Annotated in this window: 30 protein-coding genes and 1 tRNA gene; 4 read left to right on the top strand and 27 right to left on the bottom strand. The window is 37.0% G+C overall.

Annotated features, from left to right (window positions below; all coding sequences use genetic code 11):
• Positions 1–208 precede the first annotated feature (208 nt).
• The 20 genes from ssb to ACIPKN_RS01095 form a co-directional block, all read right to left on the bottom strand.
• Positions 209–718 carry a single-stranded DNA-binding protein gene (gene ssb / locus ACIPKN_RS01190; protein WP_400932622.1) on the bottom strand — a complete coding sequence of 170 codons (510 nt, stop codon included), beginning with the start codon at positions 716–718 and terminating at the stop codon, positions 209–211.
• Positions 711–1,010: a hypothetical protein gene (locus tag ACIPKN_RS01185; protein WP_400932620.1), complete on the bottom strand. Its 300-nt coding sequence runs from the start codon at positions 1,008–1,010 to the stop codon at positions 711–713. Before ACIPKN_RS01185 ends, ssb begins: the two co-directional genes overlap by 8 nt.
• On the bottom strand, positions 1,007–1,195 hold the full coding sequence (locus ACIPKN_RS01180; protein ID WP_400932618.1) for a hypothetical protein: 189 nt from the start codon (positions 1,193–1,195) through the stop codon (positions 1,007–1,009). Before ACIPKN_RS01180 ends, ACIPKN_RS01185 begins: the two co-directional genes overlap by 4 nt.
• Positions 1,195–1,554 carry a hypothetical protein gene (locus ACIPKN_RS01175; RefSeq protein WP_400932616.1) on the bottom strand — a complete coding sequence of 120 codons (360 nt, stop codon included), beginning with the start codon at positions 1,552–1,554 and terminating at the stop codon, positions 1,195–1,197. Before ACIPKN_RS01175 ends, ACIPKN_RS01180 begins: the two co-directional genes overlap by 1 nt.
• Positions 1,547–1,753, bottom strand: coding sequence for a hypothetical protein (locus ACIPKN_RS01170; RefSeq protein WP_400932614.1), 207 nt, complete (start codon positions 1,751–1,753; stop codon positions 1,547–1,549). The genes ACIPKN_RS01175 and ACIPKN_RS01170 overlap by 8 nt, the downstream gene beginning before the upstream one ends.
• Positions 1,750–1,965, bottom strand: a complete 216-nt coding sequence (locus ACIPKN_RS01165) for a hypothetical protein (RefSeq protein ID WP_400932612.1) — start codon at positions 1,963–1,965, stop codon at positions 1,750–1,752. The genes ACIPKN_RS01170 and ACIPKN_RS01165 overlap by 4 nt, the downstream gene beginning before the upstream one ends.
• 38 nt (positions 1,966–2,003) lie before the next feature.
• The gene (locus tag ACIPKN_RS01160) at positions 2,004–3,059 is read right to left on the bottom strand and encodes an ATP-binding protein (RefSeq protein WP_400932610.1); all 1,056 of its coding nucleotides are present in this window, start codon (positions 3,057–3,059) and stop codon (positions 2,004–2,006) included.
• Entirely contained in the window at positions 2,965–3,933 is a 969-nt protein-coding gene (locus ACIPKN_RS01155; protein WP_400932608.1) for a DnaD domain protein, read from the bottom strand. The genes ACIPKN_RS01160 and ACIPKN_RS01155 overlap by 95 nt, the downstream gene beginning before the upstream one ends.
• 16 nt (positions 3,934–3,949) lie before the next feature.
• Positions 3,950–4,186 (bottom strand): hypothetical protein, encoded by a 237-nt coding sequence (locus ACIPKN_RS01150; RefSeq protein ID WP_400932606.1) that lies wholly within the window; start codon positions 4,184–4,186, stop codon positions 3,950–3,952.
• Between the two features lie 40 nt (positions 4,187–4,226).
• Positions 4,227–4,406, bottom strand: a complete 180-nt coding sequence (locus tag ACIPKN_RS01145; RefSeq protein WP_400932604.1) for a hypothetical protein — start codon at positions 4,404–4,406, stop codon at positions 4,227–4,229.
• Positions 4,407–4,592: 186 nt separating this feature from the next.
• Positions 4,593–5,276, bottom strand: a complete 684-nt coding sequence (locus ACIPKN_RS01140; RefSeq protein WP_400932602.1) for an ERF family protein — start codon at positions 5,274–5,276, stop codon at positions 4,593–4,595.
• The gene (locus ACIPKN_RS01135) at positions 5,276–5,842 is read right to left on the bottom strand and encodes a host-nuclease inhibitor Gam family protein (RefSeq protein ID WP_400932600.1); all 567 of its coding nucleotides are present in this window, start codon (positions 5,840–5,842) and stop codon (positions 5,276–5,278) included. Before ACIPKN_RS01135 ends, ACIPKN_RS01140 begins: the two co-directional genes overlap by 1 nt.
• A gap of 105 nt (positions 5,843–5,947) precedes the next feature.
• Positions 5,948–6,232: a hypothetical protein gene (locus ACIPKN_RS01130; RefSeq protein WP_400932598.1), complete on the bottom strand. Its 285-nt coding sequence runs from the start codon at positions 6,230–6,232 to the stop codon at positions 5,948–5,950.
• Positions 6,229–6,513, bottom strand: a complete 285-nt coding sequence (locus ACIPKN_RS01125; protein WP_400932596.1) for a hypothetical protein — start codon at positions 6,511–6,513, stop codon at positions 6,229–6,231. Before ACIPKN_RS01125 ends, ACIPKN_RS01130 begins: the two co-directional genes overlap by 4 nt.
• A 592-nt stretch (positions 6,514–7,105) precedes the next feature.
• Positions 7,106–7,363: a hypothetical protein gene (locus ACIPKN_RS01120; RefSeq protein ID WP_400932594.1), complete on the bottom strand. Its 258-nt coding sequence runs from the start codon at positions 7,361–7,363 to the stop codon at positions 7,106–7,108.
• Positions 7,351–7,644: a helix-turn-helix domain-containing protein gene (locus ACIPKN_RS01115; RefSeq protein WP_400932592.1), complete on the bottom strand. Its 294-nt coding sequence runs from the start codon at positions 7,642–7,644 to the stop codon at positions 7,351–7,353. Before ACIPKN_RS01115 ends, ACIPKN_RS01120 begins: the two co-directional genes overlap by 13 nt.
• 150 nt (positions 7,645–7,794) lie before the next feature.
• Positions 7,795–8,145 carry a hypothetical protein gene (locus ACIPKN_RS01110; protein ID WP_400932590.1) on the bottom strand — a complete coding sequence of 117 codons (351 nt, stop codon included), beginning with the start codon at positions 8,143–8,145 and terminating at the stop codon, positions 7,795–7,797.
• A gap of 40 nt (positions 8,146–8,185) precedes the next feature.
• Positions 8,186–9,124: a PDDEXK family nuclease gene (locus ACIPKN_RS01105; protein ID WP_400932588.1), complete on the bottom strand. Its 939-nt coding sequence runs from the start codon at positions 9,122–9,124 to the stop codon at positions 8,186–8,188.
• Between the two features lie 11 nt (positions 9,125–9,135).
• Positions 9,136–9,975: a phage antirepressor KilAC domain-containing protein gene (locus ACIPKN_RS01100; RefSeq protein WP_400932586.1), complete on the bottom strand. Its 840-nt coding sequence runs from the start codon at positions 9,973–9,975 to the stop codon at positions 9,136–9,138.
• A 33-nt stretch (positions 9,976–10,008) separates the two neighbouring features.
• Positions 10,009–10,233 (bottom strand): helix-turn-helix transcriptional regulator, encoded by a 225-nt coding sequence (locus ACIPKN_RS01095; RefSeq protein WP_400932584.1) that lies wholly within the window; start codon positions 10,231–10,233, stop codon positions 10,009–10,011.
• 165 nt (positions 10,234–10,398) lie between these two features.
• Here ACIPKN_RS01095 and ACIPKN_RS01090 point away from each other — a divergent pair, with 165 nt between their 5' ends.
• The 3 genes from ACIPKN_RS01090 (at position 10,399) to ACIPKN_RS01080 (ending at position 12,913) form a co-directional block, all read left to right on the top strand.
• Positions 10,399–10,758 (top strand): helix-turn-helix domain-containing protein, encoded by a 360-nt coding sequence (locus tag ACIPKN_RS01090; protein ID WP_400932582.1) that lies wholly within the window; start codon positions 10,399–10,401, stop codon positions 10,756–10,758.
• 25 nt (positions 10,759–10,783) lie between these two features.
• A complete protein-coding gene (locus ACIPKN_RS01085; protein ID WP_400932580.1) occupies positions 10,784–11,494 on the top strand; it encodes an ImmA/IrrE family metallo-endopeptidase in 711 nt (236 codons plus the stop codon).
• A gap of 243 nt (positions 11,495–11,737) precedes the next feature.
• Positions 11,738–12,913 carry a tyrosine-type recombinase/integrase gene (locus ACIPKN_RS01080; protein ID WP_400932578.1) on the top strand — a complete coding sequence of 392 codons (1,176 nt, stop codon included), beginning with the start codon at positions 11,738–11,740 and terminating at the stop codon, positions 12,911–12,913.
• A 94-nt stretch (positions 12,914–13,007) separates the two neighbouring features.
• Here the strand turns inward: ACIPKN_RS01080 and ACIPKN_RS01075 are convergent.
• A tRNA-Arg gene (locus ACIPKN_RS01075) sits at positions 13,008–13,081 on the bottom strand.
• Between the two features lie 894 nt (positions 13,082–13,975).
• Here ACIPKN_RS01075 and ACIPKN_RS01070 point away from each other — a divergent pair.
• A complete protein-coding gene (locus tag ACIPKN_RS01070) occupies positions 13,976–14,446 on the top strand; it encodes a hypothetical protein (RefSeq protein WP_400932576.1) in 471 nt (156 codons plus the stop codon).
• Between the two features lie 2 nt (positions 14,447–14,448).
• Here ACIPKN_RS01070 and ACIPKN_RS01065 read toward each other — a convergent pair whose 3' ends face one another.
• From ACIPKN_RS01065 to rph, 6 genes are all read right to left on the bottom strand, one after another.
• The gene (locus ACIPKN_RS01065; RefSeq protein WP_400932574.1) at positions 14,449–15,147 is read right to left on the bottom strand and encodes a YqjF family protein; all 699 of its coding nucleotides are present in this window, start codon (positions 15,145–15,147) and stop codon (positions 14,449–14,451) included.
• A gap of 61 nt (positions 15,148–15,208) precedes the next feature.
• Positions 15,209–15,382 (bottom strand): DUF2639 domain-containing protein, encoded by a 174-nt coding sequence (locus tag ACIPKN_RS01060; RefSeq protein ID WP_400932572.1) that lies wholly within the window; start codon positions 15,380–15,382, stop codon positions 15,209–15,211.
• 511 nt (positions 15,383–15,893) lie between these two features.
• Entirely contained in the window at positions 15,894–17,354 is a 1,461-nt protein-coding gene (locus ACIPKN_RS01055; RefSeq protein ID WP_400932570.1) for a protein adenylyltransferase SelO, read from the bottom strand.
• A gap of 590 nt (positions 17,355–17,944) precedes the next feature.
• A complete protein-coding gene (locus ACIPKN_RS01050) occupies positions 17,945–18,448 on the bottom strand; it encodes a metallophosphoesterase (RefSeq protein WP_400932568.1) in 504 nt (167 codons plus the stop codon).
• A gap of 12 nt (positions 18,449–18,460) precedes the next feature.
• Positions 18,461–19,054 carry an XTP/dITP diphosphatase gene (locus ACIPKN_RS01045; protein WP_400932566.1) on the bottom strand — a complete coding sequence of 198 codons (594 nt, stop codon included), beginning with the start codon at positions 19,052–19,054 and terminating at the stop codon, positions 18,461–18,463.
• Between the two features lies 1 nt (position 19,055).
• Positions 19,056–19,805 (bottom strand): ribonuclease PH, encoded by a 750-nt coding sequence (rph, locus tag ACIPKN_RS01040; RefSeq protein WP_132357125.1) that lies wholly within the window; start codon positions 19,803–19,805, stop codon positions 19,056–19,058.
• Positions 19,806–19,815 lie beyond the last annotated feature (10 nt).

The following is a 19,815-nucleotide window of genomic DNA, read 5'->3' as shown; positions in this document are numbered from 1 at the left end:
TTCTTCATAAACTCACCTGTTCCCTTTCAACATTAAATTCCAATAGTATTTGATAAGGTCGTGGGTCTTGAGAAATATAGTTCATCCGACTCGCTACGTTCCAACCTCTCTCAGTATCATCAGCAACCAATCGTTCTAATTCTCGTGAAGTCCTAGCCTTAGTGATTTTCTTTAATGGCTCCATATTTATCACCCCGAATATGTTTATTTAGAAAGGCAAATCGTCCTCACTTACTTCCTTTGGCCCTTTACTATTCGCAAATGGATCTTCATCAACCCTTGTATAACTTGACTGTTTGTTATTACCGCCAAAATTGCCCTGTGAACCACCTTGATACGATTCACCTGTATTTGTACTAGATTCGTAGTTTGAAGTTCTCTGTGAGCCTCCTGTGCCGTTTGAACGCGGTTCTAAAAACTGAATGCTGTCTGCTACAACGTCCGTTGTGTAGACTTTTCCGTTTTGCCCTTCATAACTGCCTGTTTGGATTCGCCCTTCCAAACCTATTAAATTTCCTTTGCGCTGAAAGTTTGCTAGATTTTCAGCCTGTTTTCTAAAAGCTATACAGCTAATGAAATCAGCTTCGCGGTCACCCTGTTGATTTTGAAATGTACGATTTACTGCCACTTGAAAGCGACATGATGCAACCCCATTTTGTGAATAGCGTAATTCAGGATCTTTTGTAAGTCTGCCAACTAATACAACTCGGTTAATCATTCAAATCACCCCAACTTAATTGTAGAAATTCCTTCTTAAAACTCGGAAAGAGCGATTTAGTCGATACTTGTACCACTTCAACCTTCACACCTTCTAACAGTTCATTTACAGCACTTATAAAAATTGGAGAAGTTACGATGTGTTTATCTTTTTCATCTAAATTAAATTGCATTTTAGATTTACCATTTTGAGCTTCCTCAAATAATATTGGCTCTACGTTACACGCGAATCTCAGCGCATAATCTTCAATGGTGTTACGTGATTCTTTTTGAAGTTTTTGTTTTAGTGTCATGCAGCCTTTGCCCCCTCCATTTTTTCAATCGCATAATCCAACGCCTCATCCTGTGTATCAAGACCCTTTAGCTTTCGTAGGTCCTCAAGATTCTGATAAAACCCCATAGCATTTTCGTTGTACTGATATTTCTTGTAGAGTCCTACATGTAACACCATTTGATCTATGAAATATTGTTCGTTCATCAATCATTCACCCCTTCAATTTTGATGTTAAGTAAATTTAAAGTTGTTATTATTCCATCACAGACACCTTCATTGAAAGCTGAATTCGATTTAGATTTTTTCAATTTAAAATTTTGTTGAGCTTCATGATAAAATTCTGCAATTTCCTCTTCTGGAGTTACCTCAATTACCTCGTAGTTACCAGTTATTAAATCCAACAGCGTATCCCAATCGATGTTTTTTAATACCGAATCAGTTTTATGTGGTAATAGCTTTTCAGACCATTCATAGACCACTGCTAACGAATTTCCTTCATGCTTGTCTAATAATTCTTGGTATGCCTCAACAACTTCACGACTAACCTTCACTTTTTCAGCCATTCATTTCACTCCCCACTAATTTGTTAAAAGCCTCACGGTCGCCAGTAGCCAAAGCTACATCAATAGCAGCGTCTTTATAATTTTGTTTATTAAACTCCTCAAGTTCGGTCATGAGGTTGTTCAGTTCAAACTCACGATAAGCTTCACTCATCTTTGCCACGAAATCAGCGACTTGTTGGAATGGATTAGGATTTGTCATTGAGTACACCCACTTTCACTTGCCATTTCGCTACGAACACCCCTAGCAAAAACTTTGACCGAGTTAGGTTTCCCCACAGCTTCATCCAATAACACGATGCCGTCGATTCGTTTCACGATAAATTTTTCTCCCTCAACCTTAACTACAGTGTCCTTCGTAATATGCCAATAAGGGTTTTTAACAACAAATTGCAATTCCACCCACTTAACCATTCCCTTCACCCTCCAATCAAGGGGCTGTGCGCCCCTCTTTATGCAAATAAAATCTGTTCAAAAGCGTTGTTCTCTTGCTGTGCTTCAATATCCCTCACAGATTCCTCTGGCATATTGACCTGATAACACATTTTGTTAATACGGCTTTTTATACGTTCACCACGATCTCCGTCCTCAACAATTTGTCCTTTGGAATCTCGTAATTTATACAAATCTGCTAACTCTCCAATTGTCTTATTTGACGTGATTATGGTTGTTTTAAAGTTATCCATTCGATAATCCAAGATGTTGTATAAAACTCGTTCAGCGAAGTCAGAAGGGTTTTCAACAGCAATATCATCGATAATTAGTACATCCGCTGTGCGATAAAGTTTTAAAATTTCATCTTCTGTAGTTTCACTGTTTTTTTTGAAAGTTTTCCGAATTTGCAAGAAAAGGTCGTAGGCTTTCATATAAACAACAGCTTGTCCATAAACACTCATTAATGCATTCCCGATACTACAAGCTAGACGAGTTTTACCCGCACCTTTTATTGAGCTGTAGAAATAAAGTCCTTTACCTGGTTCAATCTCTTTATATTTCTCAATAAAGTTAGTAGCCATCTTTTTAGCAAGTGCGGCGTCTGTTCTCGAAACTTGTTGAGTGTAAACATCCACTTTAAAACCATGTACTTTAGCTTTTCTAAATTTCTCCGGCATACCCGACAAATCTAGCTTTCTAGCAATCTCTTGCTCTTTTTGCTTTTGTTCATGGCAATCGCATTTTTCCCACCACTCAGATTCTTTTTTCAAGTCAACCAAGATAGAGTTAATACGATCCATTTCCTGTTGGTCGTTCACTTCATGTGCAACCGCGTATAGCTCTCTGTGCTTTCTAATATCCTCAGCAACTTTTTCTGGATGCATTTTCTTGTGATAGTCGATATACCAAAGGAATCCACTGCCATCACATTTCTTTTGTGGACACGCATCGCTAGGAGTAGTTGCGCACTCGATACCCCTAGAGCCCAGCGAGTTTTGCGCGTCTCTCATTCTCTGCCCTAATCTCGGATTTTCTTGCATCATCTGTTGGAATACTTCGCTGATTGCTTGCATACTGCTGCGCCTCCTTCACTTGCCAATCGTTATAAGAATTAATGCCTTTTTCAGTGCGCCAATTACGTAAGATTGCTTCTACATATTCCATGTTCGATTTACCTTTATCTGCTGTTACCTTAATAGCTTCGATAATAAGTAGATGATCAGGATAAAGTCTTAGTATGTTGTCCATCTTTTTGTGATCTGTAAAATTGCTACTACGTATTTTTTGTTCGAAGAAGTTTTTGATAGCTAAAAATTCATTATCAATTAATGGAGAAGCGACAGACTGACCAAGTTGTTTTTCTTCTCTGTCTTTATCTTGTTCTTCTTCTTTTTCTTTATCTTCTTCTTTTTCTTTATCTTCTTCTTGCCCACTTATCGTTGACGTATCGTGTGACGTTACGTAAGAACTATTGGTATTACTGGATTCTTCACTTTTATTGCGTATCGTTGGCGTATCGTGACACGTATCGTAGTACGACTCGTAAACGTTACGTATCGAATCATTTGGTATACTTTCACCAACCCATTCAATCATCGTTGCATCTTTCACATTTTTTAACTCTGATTTCACGCAATCGAGTATCGGTTTACCACCTCTAACTAAGTTATATTTGCCCCAATTCTTAATAGCTATTTCACGTGTTTCTGCGTTGTATCTAATCAGTTTGTGGTGCTCTATGAACCGTTGTAACAATGCATTTGCACTCTCTGGTGAATAACCTAAATCAAAAGCTATTTGTTTTTTTGTAATTTGATAAATACCGATTTGTGTTGTACTTTCATTCGTTAGCAAATATAGAAAGAAGTATTTGTCTTCTGCCGTCATTTCTTCAACGACACGCGGATCATTCCAAAATGATGTGTGTACTAATCTAAATTTAGCCATTTGCCCTCGCCTCTCCTTACCCGTACTTGTAAATATCTACGCTATGCCCAATTGAATCTAATTCGCTACTAAAGCACTCTAGACACATCCAGTGTTGTTTACCGTCCATCGCAATCGACAATGTTACTTCACCTTTAAAAGCCATGTGAGAAGGTTTTACCATCAAAAAATCCTTTTCCTCTTCACAGTAATAGCAGCATCCTGGTGCTGGTTCTTTCCCTCTGTACTGACGTTCAATAATTCCAACTGGCATGTTCAGCCCTCCTTATGTCGCAATATTCAAATTAATCACATTAAATTTCTTTCACATACACCGTTCCATCTGGTGCTGTATAAAAAATATCCTTTTCAAGTGTTACTAAATAAGTAACACCAGGTACTACTAATACCCTCATATCAATAACAAAAGTGTTCATTTCAAACACTGCAATCACTTTTCTATCCGACTTTTGATAAACAACTAATATTTGCATAAAATCCTCCTATAACAACCCGTCATGCCTCTCACATTCCGCGAAACTACCACTCACTTTTGTAACTCGATAGTTTGGATAACGTTGCATGTATTGCAGCACCAGACGCTTAATTTCGTCGTTGTTACCTCCTGCCTGTTGAAATATCCAAGCAGGCAGAAGGACTTTGTTTGGTACGTTATTCAGCTATACTGCCTGTTGTTGTGCTTGTTGTTGAGCTGCTGCAACTTGCATCATGCCAATACCTTCTTTAATAGCAACATCCGTTTTTTCATTTTCCATCAACCATTGAATATAAGACTTATCCTCTCGCCATAGTTGTCCAAGTGTTTTCCCTTTATGCTTACCAAATGTCAATGTAATAGCTCCAGCCTCTTGTGCGTTTGTTGGCATTGGAAGGTTGTTGTTGTTAGAATGTTGTTGACGATTAGAGTAATCGTATGTGTTACCACTTGCTCCGGTTGCATCGTCATCCTTCTCTGTTGCAATTCCTAACATCGCTGATAGACTATATCGCTTCATGTAAGTGATTTGTCCTCCAAAATCTTGCATTCCTGTAGCTGCTGGGAACTTTAGAGGTAATGACTTAACCCATTCACCTGAGCTATGCAAGAACATAGTCTCAACACATGCTAATGGTCCACGTTCTGTTGATTCTGTATAACTATTTTGTAAAACTGAGATTCCATTTTCCTTAAAAACCTTTCGAGCAGCTTCGAAGATTCCGTTTAGATCTGTGTAGTCAAAGGAATAACTGCCACCAGACTTCAAAGAAACTTTTACATTAGCATTGTGTTTAGGTGTTTCTAATTCACCCCAAGACTTTGCTAGTGCGGTAGCTATATTTGTATTTTCTTGTGAAAAGATCATCAGTCATCCACCTCCACTTTGAATGTTGTTGTGCGTGGTTTTACCGTTACCCCTGGTACAGCTTGACCATTTTCATCTACTACAATTTGTTCATTTCCGTGTTGAACTACTTTTAATGTTTTTTTGAGTTCTCCCCACTGTAACTTCCGAGAAGTATTTACTTCTACATAAGGTAATTGGTTAGTCACTACATAATCGAATAAAACTTCATCATCAATCCTTTCTGGCTGCGCTTCATTTGTGATGGATCTCACTCTGCCATACGGAGTAACAATGCTTTTTTGTTCAGTATCGTTGGCTAAAACGTGGGAATGGTATTCAATAACTTTTTGTTCAAAGTAATCAACATCACTTATCAATCCAGCACTTACTTTTTTCTCCCAAGCATTAATACGCTCTCGTTCTGCATCTGCTAACGATTTAATTTCATTTAATTTAGCGTTGGCAGCATTAATTTTTCGTAATACCCAGTTGAGTCCATTGATATCCGTAATGACATATAACTGTTTTTCTTGTGGTGGCATTTCATAGAGTTCGTGTAATTCTGCTTCCTGTAGTAAGTTCATTAAAATACCTCCTTCGATTTGTATTTATTAGGCCCATGCGATATAATTTGAGAAATGAAATTTGGCATGGGCCTTACTTAATCCTTTCCGTTGCACCGGATAGGATTATTTTTTTGTATGAGCAAACCCATAATGCTCCTCCACATAAGCAATTACCTCTGAATCAGTCATTTCATAAGTTGATTTATCTAAATATCCAACAGCCAAGTAATCACTGATATTGTCGATGTGTACGATCGCATCACCGATTTCGAAGTAAACGTCACCGGAAGCTATGAAACTACCAAAATCATCATGAATCTCGAAGCTTACAACTGGCTCATAAGGAGGCGTCGGATACTCAATGCGACCAAGTACCATTGGATTTTCGACTTCTAATAGAATACTCACGCAATCGCCTCGCTTTCACGTTGCCAACAGATAAATGAAATGCCGCATTTAATAACTTTATATTGCCTCCAACGTTCATCTTCATAGCCTTTCGTATTTTCAATATCATAAGCACCTAACTTTTTAATAGATTCGAATGAAAATAGTTGAACAAGAATGTCAGCATTATCTGCTGAACTAGAACTATACTCAACTCGGATAACATCCTCTGACGCTACACCATGTTGCTCTAAAATTTTAGGTAATTCAGTAATTCTAGACACTGCATTTGCTAATTTCATACATATCCACCCTTTCGATTATTTTGATGGATAACCACCAATCTACTTACAAAGCTGTCGTCGCAACTGGGGCCTATTGGCTGTCGCTCGCTCCTATAAGCAGGTCATGGCGTACTGTGCTAGGTTTTATAAATAGATTGCTAGTCCCATCGAGTTGTTAGCCCGATGGATAGCTATTACAGGGATAATTGAGACATTTCGTACTCAAGTAGCCACTCCTGGAAACTAAACATTTCCACCTCAACTGCACCTGTTTCTTGCTTGTAAAGTTCTAACATATCCATCAATAACACTCCTTTAAGTTGTGTATGGGTATTCCCATCAAGCAGCTCATAATGTTTGGCTAACCAACCAATTCGAGAAGATTATGAACTGCTTGACGAGAGCGAGATAACACTCGCAAACGTCTGATATTGTGGTATAATTGATTTGTATATGTTGTCGCTGTTTAGTCGTTCCCGCGATTAAGCAGCTTTTTTATTGCCAACATGTGACAATCACTGGTACTCCGATAACTATCATCGCAATCACGGCACCGATACAGAACTTTTTATGTGATTCCGGTACATCTTCGTCCGGCAAGTAAAAATAATTATCTAGCCATTTCCACAACCTCATCCACCGCCTTCTGTAGTTTTCCGTTTTTATTCAAAGTAGCTACAGTTGACCAAAATTCTTTTTTCTTATGAAGTTTTTCTAGTTGTTGTAAAGAATTATGTAGGTCTCGTTCTAGTTGTTTTAGTATGTCTGTTTGACCTTTTCGAGCATGCATTTTAATTTCTTCTGTTAGATCATCTATACATAAAATTTCACGTTCTATTTGGTTATTTAACTTTGTTAAAGCATCCAACTAATAAACCCTCCTACTATTGATGGAACTGTTTGTGATAAGTGTGTAAGAGCATTCGCTACTTCCATTCCGAACATCATTGCTGTTCCAGCAAACTCCGATTCAGTAATTTTCAACCATGAAGCGAATGTGAATATATCTATTGTCTTTCTGCCACTTTCTAATTTGCTGACAGCTGATTGTGTACTATCTAATCGCTCTGCCATTTCCTCCTGAGTAATATTTGCATCTATGCGGAATTTCTTTAACATCTTTCCGACTTTTGCAAAATCTGCAACCATATCTTTTTGCCCCTTTATTCCAATTTCGAATATATTCCTTAATCGAATACCAATTTCATTCAAGTTAACTTAATATAAAGATAAGAGGTTGTTGCCCCAACCTCTTACTAGATTGGTAGTTTGACTTGAGGCCATTTGCCCTGGCCTCTCCTATGCTCTTAATAATCTGAGACTTTCATTTTCACTCACGTAAATGCCTAATCGTGAGTTCATATACATGGTGTTTTTATCACGCCATTCCAGTACTTTATCTCGTGGATAACGAGCACTTAATGCATGACATTTAGGAAATCCATCCATGCGAATTATCTTTTCTACAGTCGGCAATTCACATTGGAATATTTTAGCTACGTGTTCTTTTCTTAAGTTTGATGGTAGAGATAATTCGTATTTCATACTTTCTCTACAATCATCAACACCTTGCTTGTAGGCTTTTTGGAATAAGTCGGCTAATTCTGCATTGAGTAATGCGTCTTTCAGTTCGTCTATAGTTAGATTCATAGTTTCTCCTCCAATCTCAGGCGCTGTTGTGGCGCCTATCTTATTCGTTAGAAACTTTTTTTAAATACTCATTTGCAGCGTGTTGGAAACCTTTTGAAGTATCGATGCCGCTTTCCTCTAAAAAAACTAACAATTTTTCAATTCTTTTTTCATTCAAATCCGAAGTTAGACTTGTAACAGATTCTATTATTTCAAGCGATTTTTTCATCTCTTTGCTGAAATCAAACAGCGGATCATAGAAGCTGAACAGAGTTACACCGCCTACATCTTCTAAATACTCATCGAAAAGATTCGAGTTTGAGCTAGTCGCTTTTTCGAAATAAACGCCCATCGGATAAGAATTTGTTTCATCTTCTCTAACGAATGAATAGCTGTAACAGTCAACATTTAATTTTTCTGCTATTTTCAATACATCGTCACTGATTTCTTTGGCGATTAAACAAACCCTTTTGATATTTTTGTCAAAAGAATATTCAAATGTTTGATAAACGTCCTTCCTCTTTGCTTTGCCGACTTTCAATTCTAAAGCGAACTCGCCGTTTATCGAAATATCAGATTTTCCGAACCCCAAGTATTCTTGTCTTTTAATGCTTTTTTCATCACCGTAATAATCAATAAAATCTTGAAAAATCAAGGTTTCTAAATCTTTTTCGAATCGGAAAATTTCTTTATCAATTTGAATTCTTTCATCGCGGATTAATAAATTTTTATAATTACGACCAAACCAGATTTCTTTTTGATTCTCTTGATGCAGCTTATATTCTTCATCTTGAACAACGACTCCGTTATACGCATCAATGAAAATTTCATAAGCATCGAAACTGGATTGTACGAGCAAATATTTTGCATAAGCATGGCAATATGAAACGAACGTTGAAAAATTTTGTTTTTTACCAAAAACTCTGAAATATTCACTCTTATAATGTGGGTGCATCATATTTATTACAGCTAAATACTTAATGTTGATTACATTAGACATTTTTAATCCTCCTATGCTAGTTGTTTATTACCTTCAATGAGCTTTAACTTCATTCGCTCCATCGTTGGTAAAATGCCTTTTGCTTTTAAAGTTTCGTAAAGGAATAAACGCCCTTTTTGCGTCCACTTTGTATGAAGTCTTACACCAGTGGAACCATCTGGCTTTTTGAATTCTTTCGTTTCAGATTTTGTGTAGCCTTGACCTTTGAACTTGCTATACAGTAACCATTGTTTATTCAAGCTGTATTGAATGCCATGCTCATTTAATAATTTATTTAGTGCGTAAGCGCTCATGCCATAATCCTCTGCAATCTGCGAAGTTAGAAGTAAATCAGTACATTTTAGTACTTCATCAACGTAAGTTACGATTGGTTGCATGTCCGCTACTTGCTGCTGATACATTTGCTTCTCAATTTCTAGTTGCTCATTTTCTTCAACCTTTTCTACTAACGCGAGTAATGCTTCTTTATAATTTGTTGGTAGTTCAGGTTGTACTGGAACAACTTTTAACTCACCCTTACGGAGTTTTTCTAAAAGGTCATAAACGAAATCGTAAAATTCATCTGCTTTTGGTTGTTGACTTTTACGGATAATTTCATAAATGCCTTTTTCGTTATAAACCACTGTTTCATATTGCTTTCCGTCAGTTGATACCAACTTGGTACTAACTGAAAACAAATCTAAACGTTCCTTGTGACGTGAATGAATTTTTGTTATTGCCGTTCGTGGTTCTGAATACTCAAGTGCATGACCGATTTGCTCACGTGTCATAAATACGTCGCCATTTTCGTTTCGCCATAAATCACACACAACAGAATTGAATGCCTGACTTTGAGCTAAAATTAAATTCATTATCCATTCCTCCAATATTGTTTTGTTTCCACATTAAAGACACGATGCGTGTCCTAAATGATTAAAAAAAATTTCATCAACTGTTGTTCCATAATAATCAGCTATCTTTTTCGCTAATCGTAACGAAGGTGTTCTATCACCTCTTTCGATTGCTCCTAGCATTTGAGGTGTTATTTTTAAATCAAAAGCCACGTCAGACCTAGATTTCACACCACGAAGGTTAACTAAAACTACTCTGTCATTAGTCGTGGTTTTCACAGTAACAAACCTCCTTTCTTGGAAACAATTTGTTTCCTTAAATACATAGTATAGGAAACATTACGTTTCTGTCAATCATTTTCAGAAACTTTTCGTTTCCTTTTTGTATTACTAATAGAAACAATGAGTTTCTACTTATATAATATAAATAACGAGGTGAAAGAAATGTTTGGACAAAATCTAGCTAAATTAAGAAAAGAACGAAAATTAAGTCAGTACGATTTAGCAGAAAAAATGAATTTCTCAAGAGGGAAAATCGCGAATTATGAACAAGGGACTCGCCAACCTGATTTCGAAACCCTACAAATGTTTGCGGACTTTTTCGATGTCTCAACTGACTTTTTATTAGGTAGAACTGACACACCAAATATAAATAGTAAAAACAGCGAATCATCACTACAAGCGTGGTTAAGGCAAGAAAATACCGATTTATCGGAATCAGAAAGAGATGAACTTGGTAGTGAAATAGAGGATTATTTAGCAGTCCGAAGACAGAGGATTTTAGAAAAAAGAAATGGCAAATAAAATGCATTTAAGTGGGTGTTGAAATTTGAATTTAATCAAAAAAGCGACATATGCTGCAGAAAAAGTGTATAAACAAAACCAGCTACCAAACATGAATCCAGACAATTATAGATGCGACATATTATTACTGAACATACTTTGTAACGAGGATATTTATCTTGACTCCCGTGCATTTAAAAAAGATCTATGTGGGATGTTAATATTAGATGAGGATGAAAAAACTTTAGTTTATAACTCTAATCAATCACAAACACGAAGAAATTTCACGATAGGTCATGAATTAGGTCATTATTTTTTACATCGCGAAAAGAAATCGCAATTTAGAGATAGAACAAAAGACATACTCGATAATACAATCAATGAGTTTGAGATGCAGGCTAATGCTTTTGCATCTCAATTACTATTGCCGAATTTTTTTTTATATAATTTGATTGGTAATGGGTACCACTTTTATCAAATATATAGACAAACACAAATCTCAAAGCAAGCGTTATACTGGAGGTTGGTAAACTATTTAATAGATATTCATAAATTAGAAAAGTTATTAGCTGAGAAAATAGTTAAAGAGTTTCAAGATTTCTCTATAGCCAGCATGAAAAATTTAGTACACCACAAGTGGTCTCCGATTTATGCTTTAATTTTAAACAATACACATCCTATCCGGACAGGTATTGAATTTGCAAGAGATAGTCGAGGTGAAATAATTGGTATAAAAAGTATGAAATTCGTTACATAATTCTTTCGTCTTAATAAGAATGAATACTGTAACTTAGAGGAATAAACGTGACATCTATACAGAATTTTTTTCAACTATTAATTTCAGATGAAAGTTTACGAAAGTGTTTGCAAGAACAAACAACGATTTACGATATAGCTTCATTACATAACGTACCGCTAGAATTAGTAGAACTGAAATGTAAGGGGCTATTTTAATACATAAAAAAAGAACATACATTCTAATTTCAAAGGAGTGATCTCGATGGGATATGTTAAAAAAATAGATAAAAACAAATACAAACTAATTGCAGATCTTGGCTATCGTGGTAAAAGAAGAATTCGTAAAACAAAAATCGTTGAGGTTAAAAGCGAAAAAGAAGCTATGCGCCTACTCATATTATTTGAAGAAGAAATGAAACAAAATAAAGATGTCTATTTTAGTGATATAGATTCAATAACACTTAATAATCTTTATCCTCGTTGGAAAGAAAACTATGCAAAACAACATTATAGCGCTAGATCATTTCATGATAACTGCACACATTTAGAAAAACGCATTCTCCCTATTTTTGGTGATATGAAATTAAAAGATATTAAAAAAGTTGATGTGGTATTCTTTGTTGGAGATTTACAGAAGAAAAAGCGTAGGTTAGATGAACAAGAAGGCGAATTGGCGCCTTCAACTGTCCATAACATTTACAAAGCGTTTGCTAGTATTATGAATGTTGCTGTCCAGTGGGATCTGATTGAAGAAAGTCCGTGTAAAAATGTAAAGCTACCAAAACTTAAATATGAAGAAGGTACAGCGTATAACGCTGAACAAGTTAAGTTGTTGTTTGAACGATTAAACAATCGTGAAACTGCAGAGAAAAGATTATTGGTTGAACTCGCTGTAGTAAGCGCTGCACGTCAAGGTGAATTAGTAGCAATAGAAGAAAAACACTTAAACACCGAAAACAATACCCTTTTAATAGAACAAGCTTTAGTTAATTTAACTGGAGACGGGATTATTGTAAAAGAGACAAAAGGGAAAAGAAAACGTGTAGTAACTATTCCATCGAATATAATGAATGATTTAGTTACACTCGCTGCAGTAAAAAAATATCAACTAGTTGAGGCTAGCGATGAGCGAGAATGGAAGAAACATTTTTTCCTTTTCTCAAATGAATTTGGTAAACCGTATCGCCCTGATTCAATAAGTCAATGGTGGGACCGTTTTATGAAAAGAAATCCTGATTTACCTAGAATTCGTTTTCACGATCTGCGTCACACTTCAGCGACTTTATTAATTCATGCTGGAGAACACCCGAAAGTTATTCAATCAAGATTAGGCCATTCAAATATTACAACAACAATGAATACTTATGGACATCTTTTACAAGAAACTGATCAACGAGCAAGTTCTCATTTTGATAAACTTTTTGATGATAAAGAGTGATTTGGGCACCTTTCGGGCACCAATATGTAAAATATACATTAATGCATAAAAATAAAAAGCCTTACAACCGTTGTGGCTGTAAGGCTTGCAATGACGTCCCAGGAGGGATTCGAACCCCCGACCGACGGCTTAGAAGGCCGTTGCTCTATCCTGCTGAGCTACTGAGACATAATGTTATTTTATATGTAATCCATATCAAGGACAATATTTATTATATGTTCTTTTTATCATAATGTCAACATTAATTTAACTATGAAGGCAAGGTTTGCCTCATATTAATATTATATGATTTCCTAAACCCCATTATGCCCTCCTCATCTCTACTTTTGCTAAAATAATGAAAAGCCATAAAACTCGCGGTGCGCAATGAATAGGTAAAGGCATTGTACTTACGTATGTACGAAATAGTGCCTATATTGTTATTGCTGATGTAAATAAAGAATTAGTGCTTCGTAGGAAAAGATTTACTTTTTCTAGGTTATTCTGATCTTCTTGTTCAAACAGATGTTACGAAAAAACAGGGCATCGTTTCTTTAATACAAAAAGTGGTTGATCATTTTTGCTACTAGCCATATTTTAATTAATAATGCAGGGAAATTTCAACATAAATCTTTTTAAGACATAACATTGGATGAATGAAATGATATGATTCAAACAAATTCAACTTCTTTCAGCAGATGTCATGGAATTTTGCTAAGGCATAATTAATCAGCCCAACAAATAATTTCGTTACAGACATTTATCTAACAGTGGATGGTGGGATGACTAAAAAAATGATGTATGAAGAAAAGCCATATTTACTCCTTTCACAAAATTGTTCTTTTCATATACAGAAATACCTTGGAGTATTCTACATTAGGAAGAAAATTAGAAGGAGTGGAAATACATTGTACCTATATTCAAACGGAAAATACGTAAGTCCCTTAAGCAAGCTCTATAATGCCTCTTACACACAGTATACTGCACCTATTCGCCATTTTTTACAGCCGCAGAACGATTATCGTCGCTGTATCAGTAAGGCTGAATCGGATTTTATGGATGGAGCATGTCAATTGGACGAGGATGACGATTATAAGTATTGTGTTTGGCTTACCTGATTTGCCCTTTGTGCAAGAACGGCTGTTACAAAATGCGACGGACTTAGGCAATTGTCTACGTCCATTTTACGGCGACCAAATTGCCGATCGTTATGCTGAACTGATTAAAGAACATCTTCTAATTGCTGCGCAGTTAGTAACTGCAGCTGCCAAAGGAGATACTGCAACAGCGGATGCAAAGGAAAAGGAATGGTATCGTAATGCAGACGACATTGCAATATTTTTGAATCGAATTAATCCATACTTGAGTATTGAGGAAGTACAAAAAATGTTCTACACACATTTAGCTTTAACAAAGAAAGAAGCCGTAACTATGATTCAGAAAAACTATCAAGAGGATATTCAAGTTTTTGATGACATTGAAGCTGAGGCACTTGCTATGTCGGATATGATTGCAAGCGCCATTGTAATGCAATTTTGTTATCTCTTTTATTAACATTAATAAATCTTTTTGTTTTCCAAAATTGGTGGAAAAATTTTAGCCTGTTTACTTTTCGAATAATGAGCAATCGGTTGAATGCCTTGTATAGACTTCTTTACAAATGGAGCTAATGTGTTGCTTTCAATGTTAAAATGAACTCGCTGCAACTGCCATGGCATATGATTTATATCTATGCGAACTAGAGAACTCTTACATTTTGACCAAGAATGATAACGTTCCACTAACCATTTTTCAAAGGTAGAACTACTTATTTCACCGGCAATCGGTTGATACGAAATTTTCAACCTTTCATCCTGTGCACCATGATATAAACTTGTAAAAGAAAAATTATTCTCTTTTTGTTGTAAAGCTATTTTTGAATGACGATATGATAAACTGCCCTTTGTAGCTATTTGAACAATAAAATGATTCGTAACATCTGAATTAAAGAAATAGACTCCTTTCATGCCTTTATATGTAACATAAGTCCGGACATTAAGCTGCAAATGGGAACCTACTCCTGGGAATGGTGGTAGAAATCTAAGTCGTTGTCCTTTTACTTGAAAAAGGACAACACTAAGCCAAGCGTTATTTTCATAGAGATCCAGTTGCAACTCTTGCGGAATGTACTGCTCTAAATCCTTAGGTGATACTGGCCAATGTAGAAACAACACATCTTGCCATATTTGCGTTAAAATCCACGGTTTACTCCACATAAAATAACTCCTTTCTGTAGTTAAATTCTTTCCTACAAAGGAGTTATTCAAACGAAAATGATTATTTTTGTTCTGAATCTAATGTTTCTATTGCAACATATCGGTAGTATAAATTGCGTAGTTCGGATTCTTTATAACTGCCTAAATGACTTTTATATTGTGGATGCACCAAAATACCATGATCTCGAAGTTGTTTCACAAACCAACCTTTTGAATACTTATGCACTTTACACATTCCCTTCACTACTATTCATAACTAGCGTATGCTCAGGAATTTGTGTAGTGACATTTTTTCAAAATAAAAAACGAAGAATTTATCCTTCGTTTTCAAACTGTTGAAAAACAAAATGGGTCAACGTAATTTTGGTGAATGTTGTTGTTCTTTAAATGAGGATCATTTCCGTTCCATGCCACTCGCTTTCATACATAAGATACCATACTTTGTGATTGGTTGATTAGAACGGAGATTACCCGGCTCCTTGGGGATTAGCGTCACAGATAAGACCATCAGCGAGTATATAAGGGAACGAAGGCTAAAACGATCACGGCCTGTGATAACGCCTTCGTGACCAACATTCTGTTGCTGCCGCTACGTTATACTACGCTTTCGCACAAACAACATCTGTTGCCCCAAGCGGTTCATCGGGCGCCCCTAGGAAAGCGTTCAATCGGAACGGAAATCAACCCTTCGTTTTGCCGAAGGGTTATATTTTCGCATTAATTTCATTGACACAATAATTTTCAACTTATGTGCCACAAAACGTTCGATATGGTTGGTTAGATGGCGTTGGTAATGTCGCATATTCCTGCTGCTCCACACAATGTGCAAAAGGTTGAGCAAGAGCATCCATTAATCGCTCCATTACGCTATAGTCTCCCTGCTCAACAGCAGCCTCTAATGCCTCTTCTACACGGTGATTTCGCGGAATAACTGCTGGATTATGATCGCGCATTAATTGTTGAGACATGTCTTTTGTTTCTTGCTGTCTTTCTAGCCTTGCGAGCCAATTCTTATGCCATTCTTTAAATTCATTTGTAATAAATAACGGTGAGTCATCAAATTTATCGAAGGTTAATGCGATAAATGTATTCGTATAGTCTGCTTGATGTTGATGCATTAACTTCAGAAGCTCTTCGATAAGTGCACCGTCCTGATCTTCTTCGTTAAATATCCCAAGCTTTGCCCGCATACCTGTTAGCCAGTTTGCATAATACAGCTGAGGATATTGCTTTAAAGTCTCTTGAGCTAAATGTATGGCAGCTTCCTGATTTTCATGAATTAACGGTATTAATGATTCAGCTAGTCGTGTTAAATTCCACCCTCCGATATTAGGCTGGTTTCCATAAGCATAGCGACCTTGTCGATCAATAGAGCTAAATACTGTCGCTGGATCATAAGTATCCATGAATGCACAAGGACCATAATCAATCGTCTCACCACTAATGGTCATATTATCTGTATTCATGACGCCATGAATAAAACCAACTAACTGCCATTTTGCGATGAGAGATGCTTGTTTCTTTATAACTTCCTGTAGAAGGGTCAGATAACGATTTTGAGTTACTTCAGCATTAGGAAAATGACGGTCCAAAGCATAATCAGCCAAATCTTTTAGCTCATCCTCCGTTCCAAAGTTCGCTGCATATTGGAAGGTCCCTACTCGCAAATGACTGCTTGCAATACGGGTTAGAACTGCCCCTGGAAGCTCTGTTTCACGAAGGATCATTTCGCCTGTCGTCACAACAGCTAAACTTCGAGAGGTTGGAATGCCAAGTGCATACATGGCTTCACTAATAATATATTCACGAAGCATTGGACCAAGTGCTGCCCTTCCATCTCCGCCCCTGGAATAAGGAGTTCTTCCTGAGCCTTTTAGTGCGATATCCAAGCGTTCATGAGTTGGTGTTAGTTGTTCACCTAATAACAGTGCCCTTCCGTCTCCGAGCATATTAAAGTGACCAAATTGATGACCTGTGTATGCTTGTGCAATGGGCATGCCACCAGTCGGATTGTCGTTACCTGCAAAAATCGCTACCGCTTCCTCGCTTTGTAACGCATCGACGTTTAACCCAAGTGAATTGGCAACTGATTCATTTACCATTATTAACTTTGGTGAACGAACTGGATTTAAATTGATTGATGTATAAAAAATATTTGGTAAACGGGCATAACTGTTATCAAAATTCCATCTTAGTGTATTTTCCATGTTTTCTCCTTCATTACGTTTATCTTTATTTTTTCTACTTCATCATAAACAATTCATAGCCATTTTTACCATTTGCAATTAACTTCTTTCAGCAATTGTTTTCTGTAGCGAAAGTAAAGCGTCAGCTACAATCATTTTTCTGTACAGAAAGCGTAGCAACAGGTACAGATGTTTTTTGTAACGTAAGTGAAACGGCAATTATAGAATTCTCCCACCTCTAGATGAATGCAGATTTAAGCTACTTTTCAGCTTGTGTCCAAACATCGCTAAAATAGAGGAACCCAGTCTAAGAACGTCACGTCCTGAGGCAAGTTATCTGTGCGACAGCAACAACGACTGAGTGACGAACATCGGTGCTGTTGCTGCTGCCGCTTCGCTTTCGCGCAGATAAAGTCCTCTTGCTGACGCTTCGCTTTCGCACAGGCAAAAAACACGTTGCTGACGCTGCGTTAGCACTACGCTTTCGCGCAAAAAACATTTATTGGCCTAAGTACAAAGCCGATTCAGGACGCAATTATGCCGAGGCATAATTGATTGTGGGATAAAACAAAAAACGCTTAGTTTTCTAAAACTTAAGCGTTTTTGCTACATCATTTTCGCATAAACTTGTGGGTAGAAATAAAGTTATTATTATCCGTGAAGAACTTTACTTCAAAATACATATCTTCCACCTCTACAAGAGCAAAGCTTTTTTCTTTACGACCACGTGGTTTTAATAAGCTCCCTGGATTTAAAAATAACACATCATCAATCATTTCTGCCCCAAGGATATGAGAGTGACCAAAGCACGCAATTTGCGCGCCTACCTCTTTGGCACGATATGATAATGATAAAATTGAATTTTTAACATTGAATAAATGGCCGTGTGTTACAAAGACTGTGACACCCTCTAAATCGAAGTCTGCCTCATCAGGGAAGGCTTTATCGATATCACAATTTCCGCGTACTTTCTTCATGCCACCCAATGCTTTATGCGAGAAAGGAAGCTCACTATCTCCACAATGAATGAAAGCATCAGCATTTGGGTAAAAGCTACGAACTTTTTCAATTACATTACTATCGCCATGTGTATCACTCATGACCAGTATTTGCATGGATATCACCTCTTATTTTATAAGATTAGGTAATTGTTCCTTCAACTTACGAATAGCATTCCCACGGTGTGAAATTGCTCCTTTTTCATCTGCTGCTAGCTCTGCCATCATACGATTTAAGCTTGGGACAAAGAAGACTGGATCATAACCAAATCCGTTTGTACCACGTTTTTCGTGGGCAATGACACCTTCACAAGTCCCAAAAACTGTTGTCGTTTCAAAACCAGGTCCTGCGATAGCGATGCAGCAGCAGAAGCGTGCTGTACGTTTTTCATCCTCGATATTTTTTAGGTTTTCTAACAGTTTAACCATGTTTGCTTCATCATCATGATCACCAGCATAACGTGCGGAATAAACACCTGGTTCACCATTTAATGCATCAACAGCTAAGCCACTATCATCAGCAATAACAATTGTGTTTAACTCTTTTGCCAATGCTTCTGCCTTTAAAATTGCATTTTCCTCAAAGGTAGTGCCTGTTTCTTCTATTTCCATCTGTGGGGCAACATCAAACATCGTTACTACTTCATAACCAAGTGGACCAAATAGCGCTTCGAAATCTTTTGCTTTTCCTTTATTTTTAGTTGCAATGACTACTTGTTTCATGTTATTCATTTCCTCCCACTTTGTTAGCCAATTCACCTAGTGTCTCTTTTTGAAGTGCAATCAATTGTTGAATGCCTGCTTCACCTAACGCCAGCAGTTCATTTAACTCTTCACGAGAAAAGGTTGCTTCTTCACCTGTCCCTTGTAGCTCAACAAAGCGTCCTGCTCCTGTCATGACGATATTCATATCTACAGCAGCAGCGACATCTTCAACGTAGTTTAAATCTAAAATTGCTCCGTGATCCTCTACAATACCAACACTTGTTGCAGCTAAATAGTCTGTGATTGGAAATTTTGCTAATTGTTTTTCTTCTGCGAGCTTTGCAACTGCTTGTGTCATCGCTACAAATGCTCCTGTTATTGATGCTGTACGTGTTCCTCCGTCTGCTTGAATCACGTCACAGTCAATCCACACAGTACGCTCACCAAGTGCTTCTAAATCAACGACAGCACGTAATGCACGACCGATTAATCGTTGAATCTCCATTGTGCGGCCATTGACTTTGCCGCGAGATGACTCACGTGCTGTACGCTGTGCTGTTGCACGAGGGAGCATCGAGTATTCTGCAGTGATCCACCCTTTGCCTTGTCCACGTAAAAATCCAGGAACCTTATCCTCAATCGTTGCTGTGCAAATTACTTTTGTATTGCCTACTTGAATTAACACTGAGCCTTCTGGGTGCAATAAATACTCACTATCTATTTTCACAGGACGCAGCGCATCTACATTTCTTCCATCAAATCTTGTCATAATTTTCGTT

Source organism: Lysinibacillus sp. NPDC086135 (assembly GCF_044746345.1).
Taxonomy (GTDB): domain Bacteria; phylum Bacillota; class Bacilli; order Bacillales_A; family Planococcaceae; genus Lysinibacillus.
This window is presented reverse-complemented; position numbering and strand designations above follow the sequence as displayed.

What these genes read in the sequence shown, in the direction of transcription:
- ACIPKN_RS01125 (WP_400932596.1), bottom strand. Translation starts at nt 6,513, where the DNA reads ATGAAATTAGCAAATGCAGTGTCTAGAATTACTGAATTACCTAAAATT.
- ACIPKN_RS01175 (WP_400932616.1), bottom strand. Translation starts at nt 1,554, where the DNA reads ATGGCTGAAAAAGTGAAGGTTAGTCGTGAAGTTGTTGAGGCATACCAA.
- ACIPKN_RS01180 (WP_400932618.1), bottom strand. Translation starts at nt 1,195, where the DNA reads ATGAACGAACAATATTTCATAGATCAAATGGTGTTACATGTAGGACTC.
- ACIPKN_RS01165 (WP_400932612.1), bottom strand. Translation starts at nt 1,965, where the DNA reads ATGGTTAAGTGGGTGGAATTGCAATTTGTTGTTAAAAACCCTTATTGG.
- ACIPKN_RS01115 (WP_400932592.1), bottom strand. Translation starts at nt 7,644, where the DNA reads ATGGTTGCAGATTTTGCAAAAGTCGGAAAGATGTTAAAGAAATTCCGC.
- ACIPKN_RS01045 (WP_400932566.1), bottom strand. Translation starts at nt 19,054, where the DNA reads ATGAAACAAGTAGTCATTGCAACTAAAAATAAAGGAAAAGCAAAAGAT.
- ACIPKN_RS01155 (WP_400932608.1), bottom strand. Translation starts at nt 3,933, where the DNA reads ATGGCTAAATTTAGATTAGTACACACATCATTTTGGAATGATCCGCGT.
- ACIPKN_RS01150 (WP_400932606.1), bottom strand. Translation starts at nt 4,186, where the DNA reads ATGCCAGTTGGAATTATTGAACGTCAGTACAGAGGGAAAGAACCAGCA.
- ssb (WP_400932622.1), bottom strand. Translation starts at nt 718, where the DNA reads ATGATTAACCGAGTTGTATTAGTTGGCAGACTTACAAAAGATCCTGAA.
- ACIPKN_RS01065 (WP_400932574.1), bottom strand. Translation starts at nt 15,147, where the DNA reads ATGTGGAGTAAACCGTGGATTTTAACGCAAATATGGCAAGATGTGTTG.
- ACIPKN_RS01160 (WP_400932610.1), bottom strand. Translation starts at nt 3,059, where the DNA reads ATGCAAGCAATCAGCGAAGTATTCCAACAGATGATGCAAGAAAATCCG.
- rph (WP_132357125.1), bottom strand. Translation starts at nt 19,805, where the DNA reads ATGACAAGATTTGATGGAAGAAATGTAGATGCGCTGCGTCCTGTGAAA.
- ACIPKN_RS01055 (WP_400932570.1), bottom strand. Translation starts at nt 17,354, where the DNA reads ATGGAAAATACACTAAGATGGAATTTTGATAACAGTTATGCCCGTTTA.
- ACIPKN_RS01170 (WP_400932614.1), bottom strand. Translation starts at nt 1,753, where the DNA reads ATGACAAATCCTAATCCATTCCAACAAGTCGCTGATTTCGTGGCAAAG.
- ACIPKN_RS01110 (WP_400932590.1), bottom strand. Translation starts at nt 8,145, where the DNA reads ATGAATCTAACTATAGACGAACTGAAAGACGCATTACTCAATGCAGAA.
- ACIPKN_RS01060 (WP_400932572.1), bottom strand. Translation starts at nt 15,382, where the DNA reads ATGTGTAAAGTGCATAAGTATTCAAAAGGTTGGTTTGTGAAACAACTT.
- ACIPKN_RS01100 (WP_400932586.1), bottom strand. Translation starts at nt 9,975, where the DNA reads ATGAATTTAATTTTAGCTCAAAGTCAGGCATTCAATTCTGTTGTGTGT.
- ACIPKN_RS01140 (WP_400932602.1), bottom strand. Translation starts at nt 5,276, where the DNA reads ATGATCTTTTCACAAGAAAATACAAATATAGCTACCGCACTAGCAAAG.
- ACIPKN_RS01185 (WP_400932620.1), bottom strand. Translation starts at nt 1,010, where the DNA reads ATGACACTAAAACAAAAACTTCAAAAAGAATCACGTAACACCATTGAA.
- ACIPKN_RS01145 (WP_400932604.1), bottom strand. Translation starts at nt 4,406, where the DNA reads ATGCAAATATTAGTTGTTTATCAAAAGTCGGATAGAAAAGTGATTGCA.
- ACIPKN_RS01050 (WP_400932568.1), bottom strand. Translation starts at nt 18,448, where the DNA reads ATGCAAATACTGGTCATGAGTGATACACATGGCGATAGTAATGTAATT.
- ACIPKN_RS01105 (WP_400932588.1), bottom strand. Translation starts at nt 9,124, where the DNA reads ATGTCTAATGTAATCAACATTAAGTATTTAGCTGTAATAAATATGATG.
- ACIPKN_RS01090 (WP_400932582.1), top strand. Translation starts at nt 10,399, where the DNA reads ATGTTTGGACAAAATCTAGCTAAATTAAGAAAAGAACGAAAATTAAGT.
- ACIPKN_RS01080 (WP_400932578.1), top strand. Translation starts at nt 11,738, where the DNA reads ATGGGATATGTTAAAAAAATAGATAAAAACAAATACAAACTAATTGCA.
- ACIPKN_RS01070 (WP_400932576.1), top strand. Translation starts at nt 13,976, where the DNA reads ATGACGATTATAAGTATTGTGTTTGGCTTACCTGATTTGCCCTTTGTG.
- ACIPKN_RS01135 (WP_400932600.1), bottom strand. Translation starts at nt 5,842, where the DNA reads ATGAACTTACTACAGGAAGCAGAATTACACGAACTCTATGAAATGCCA.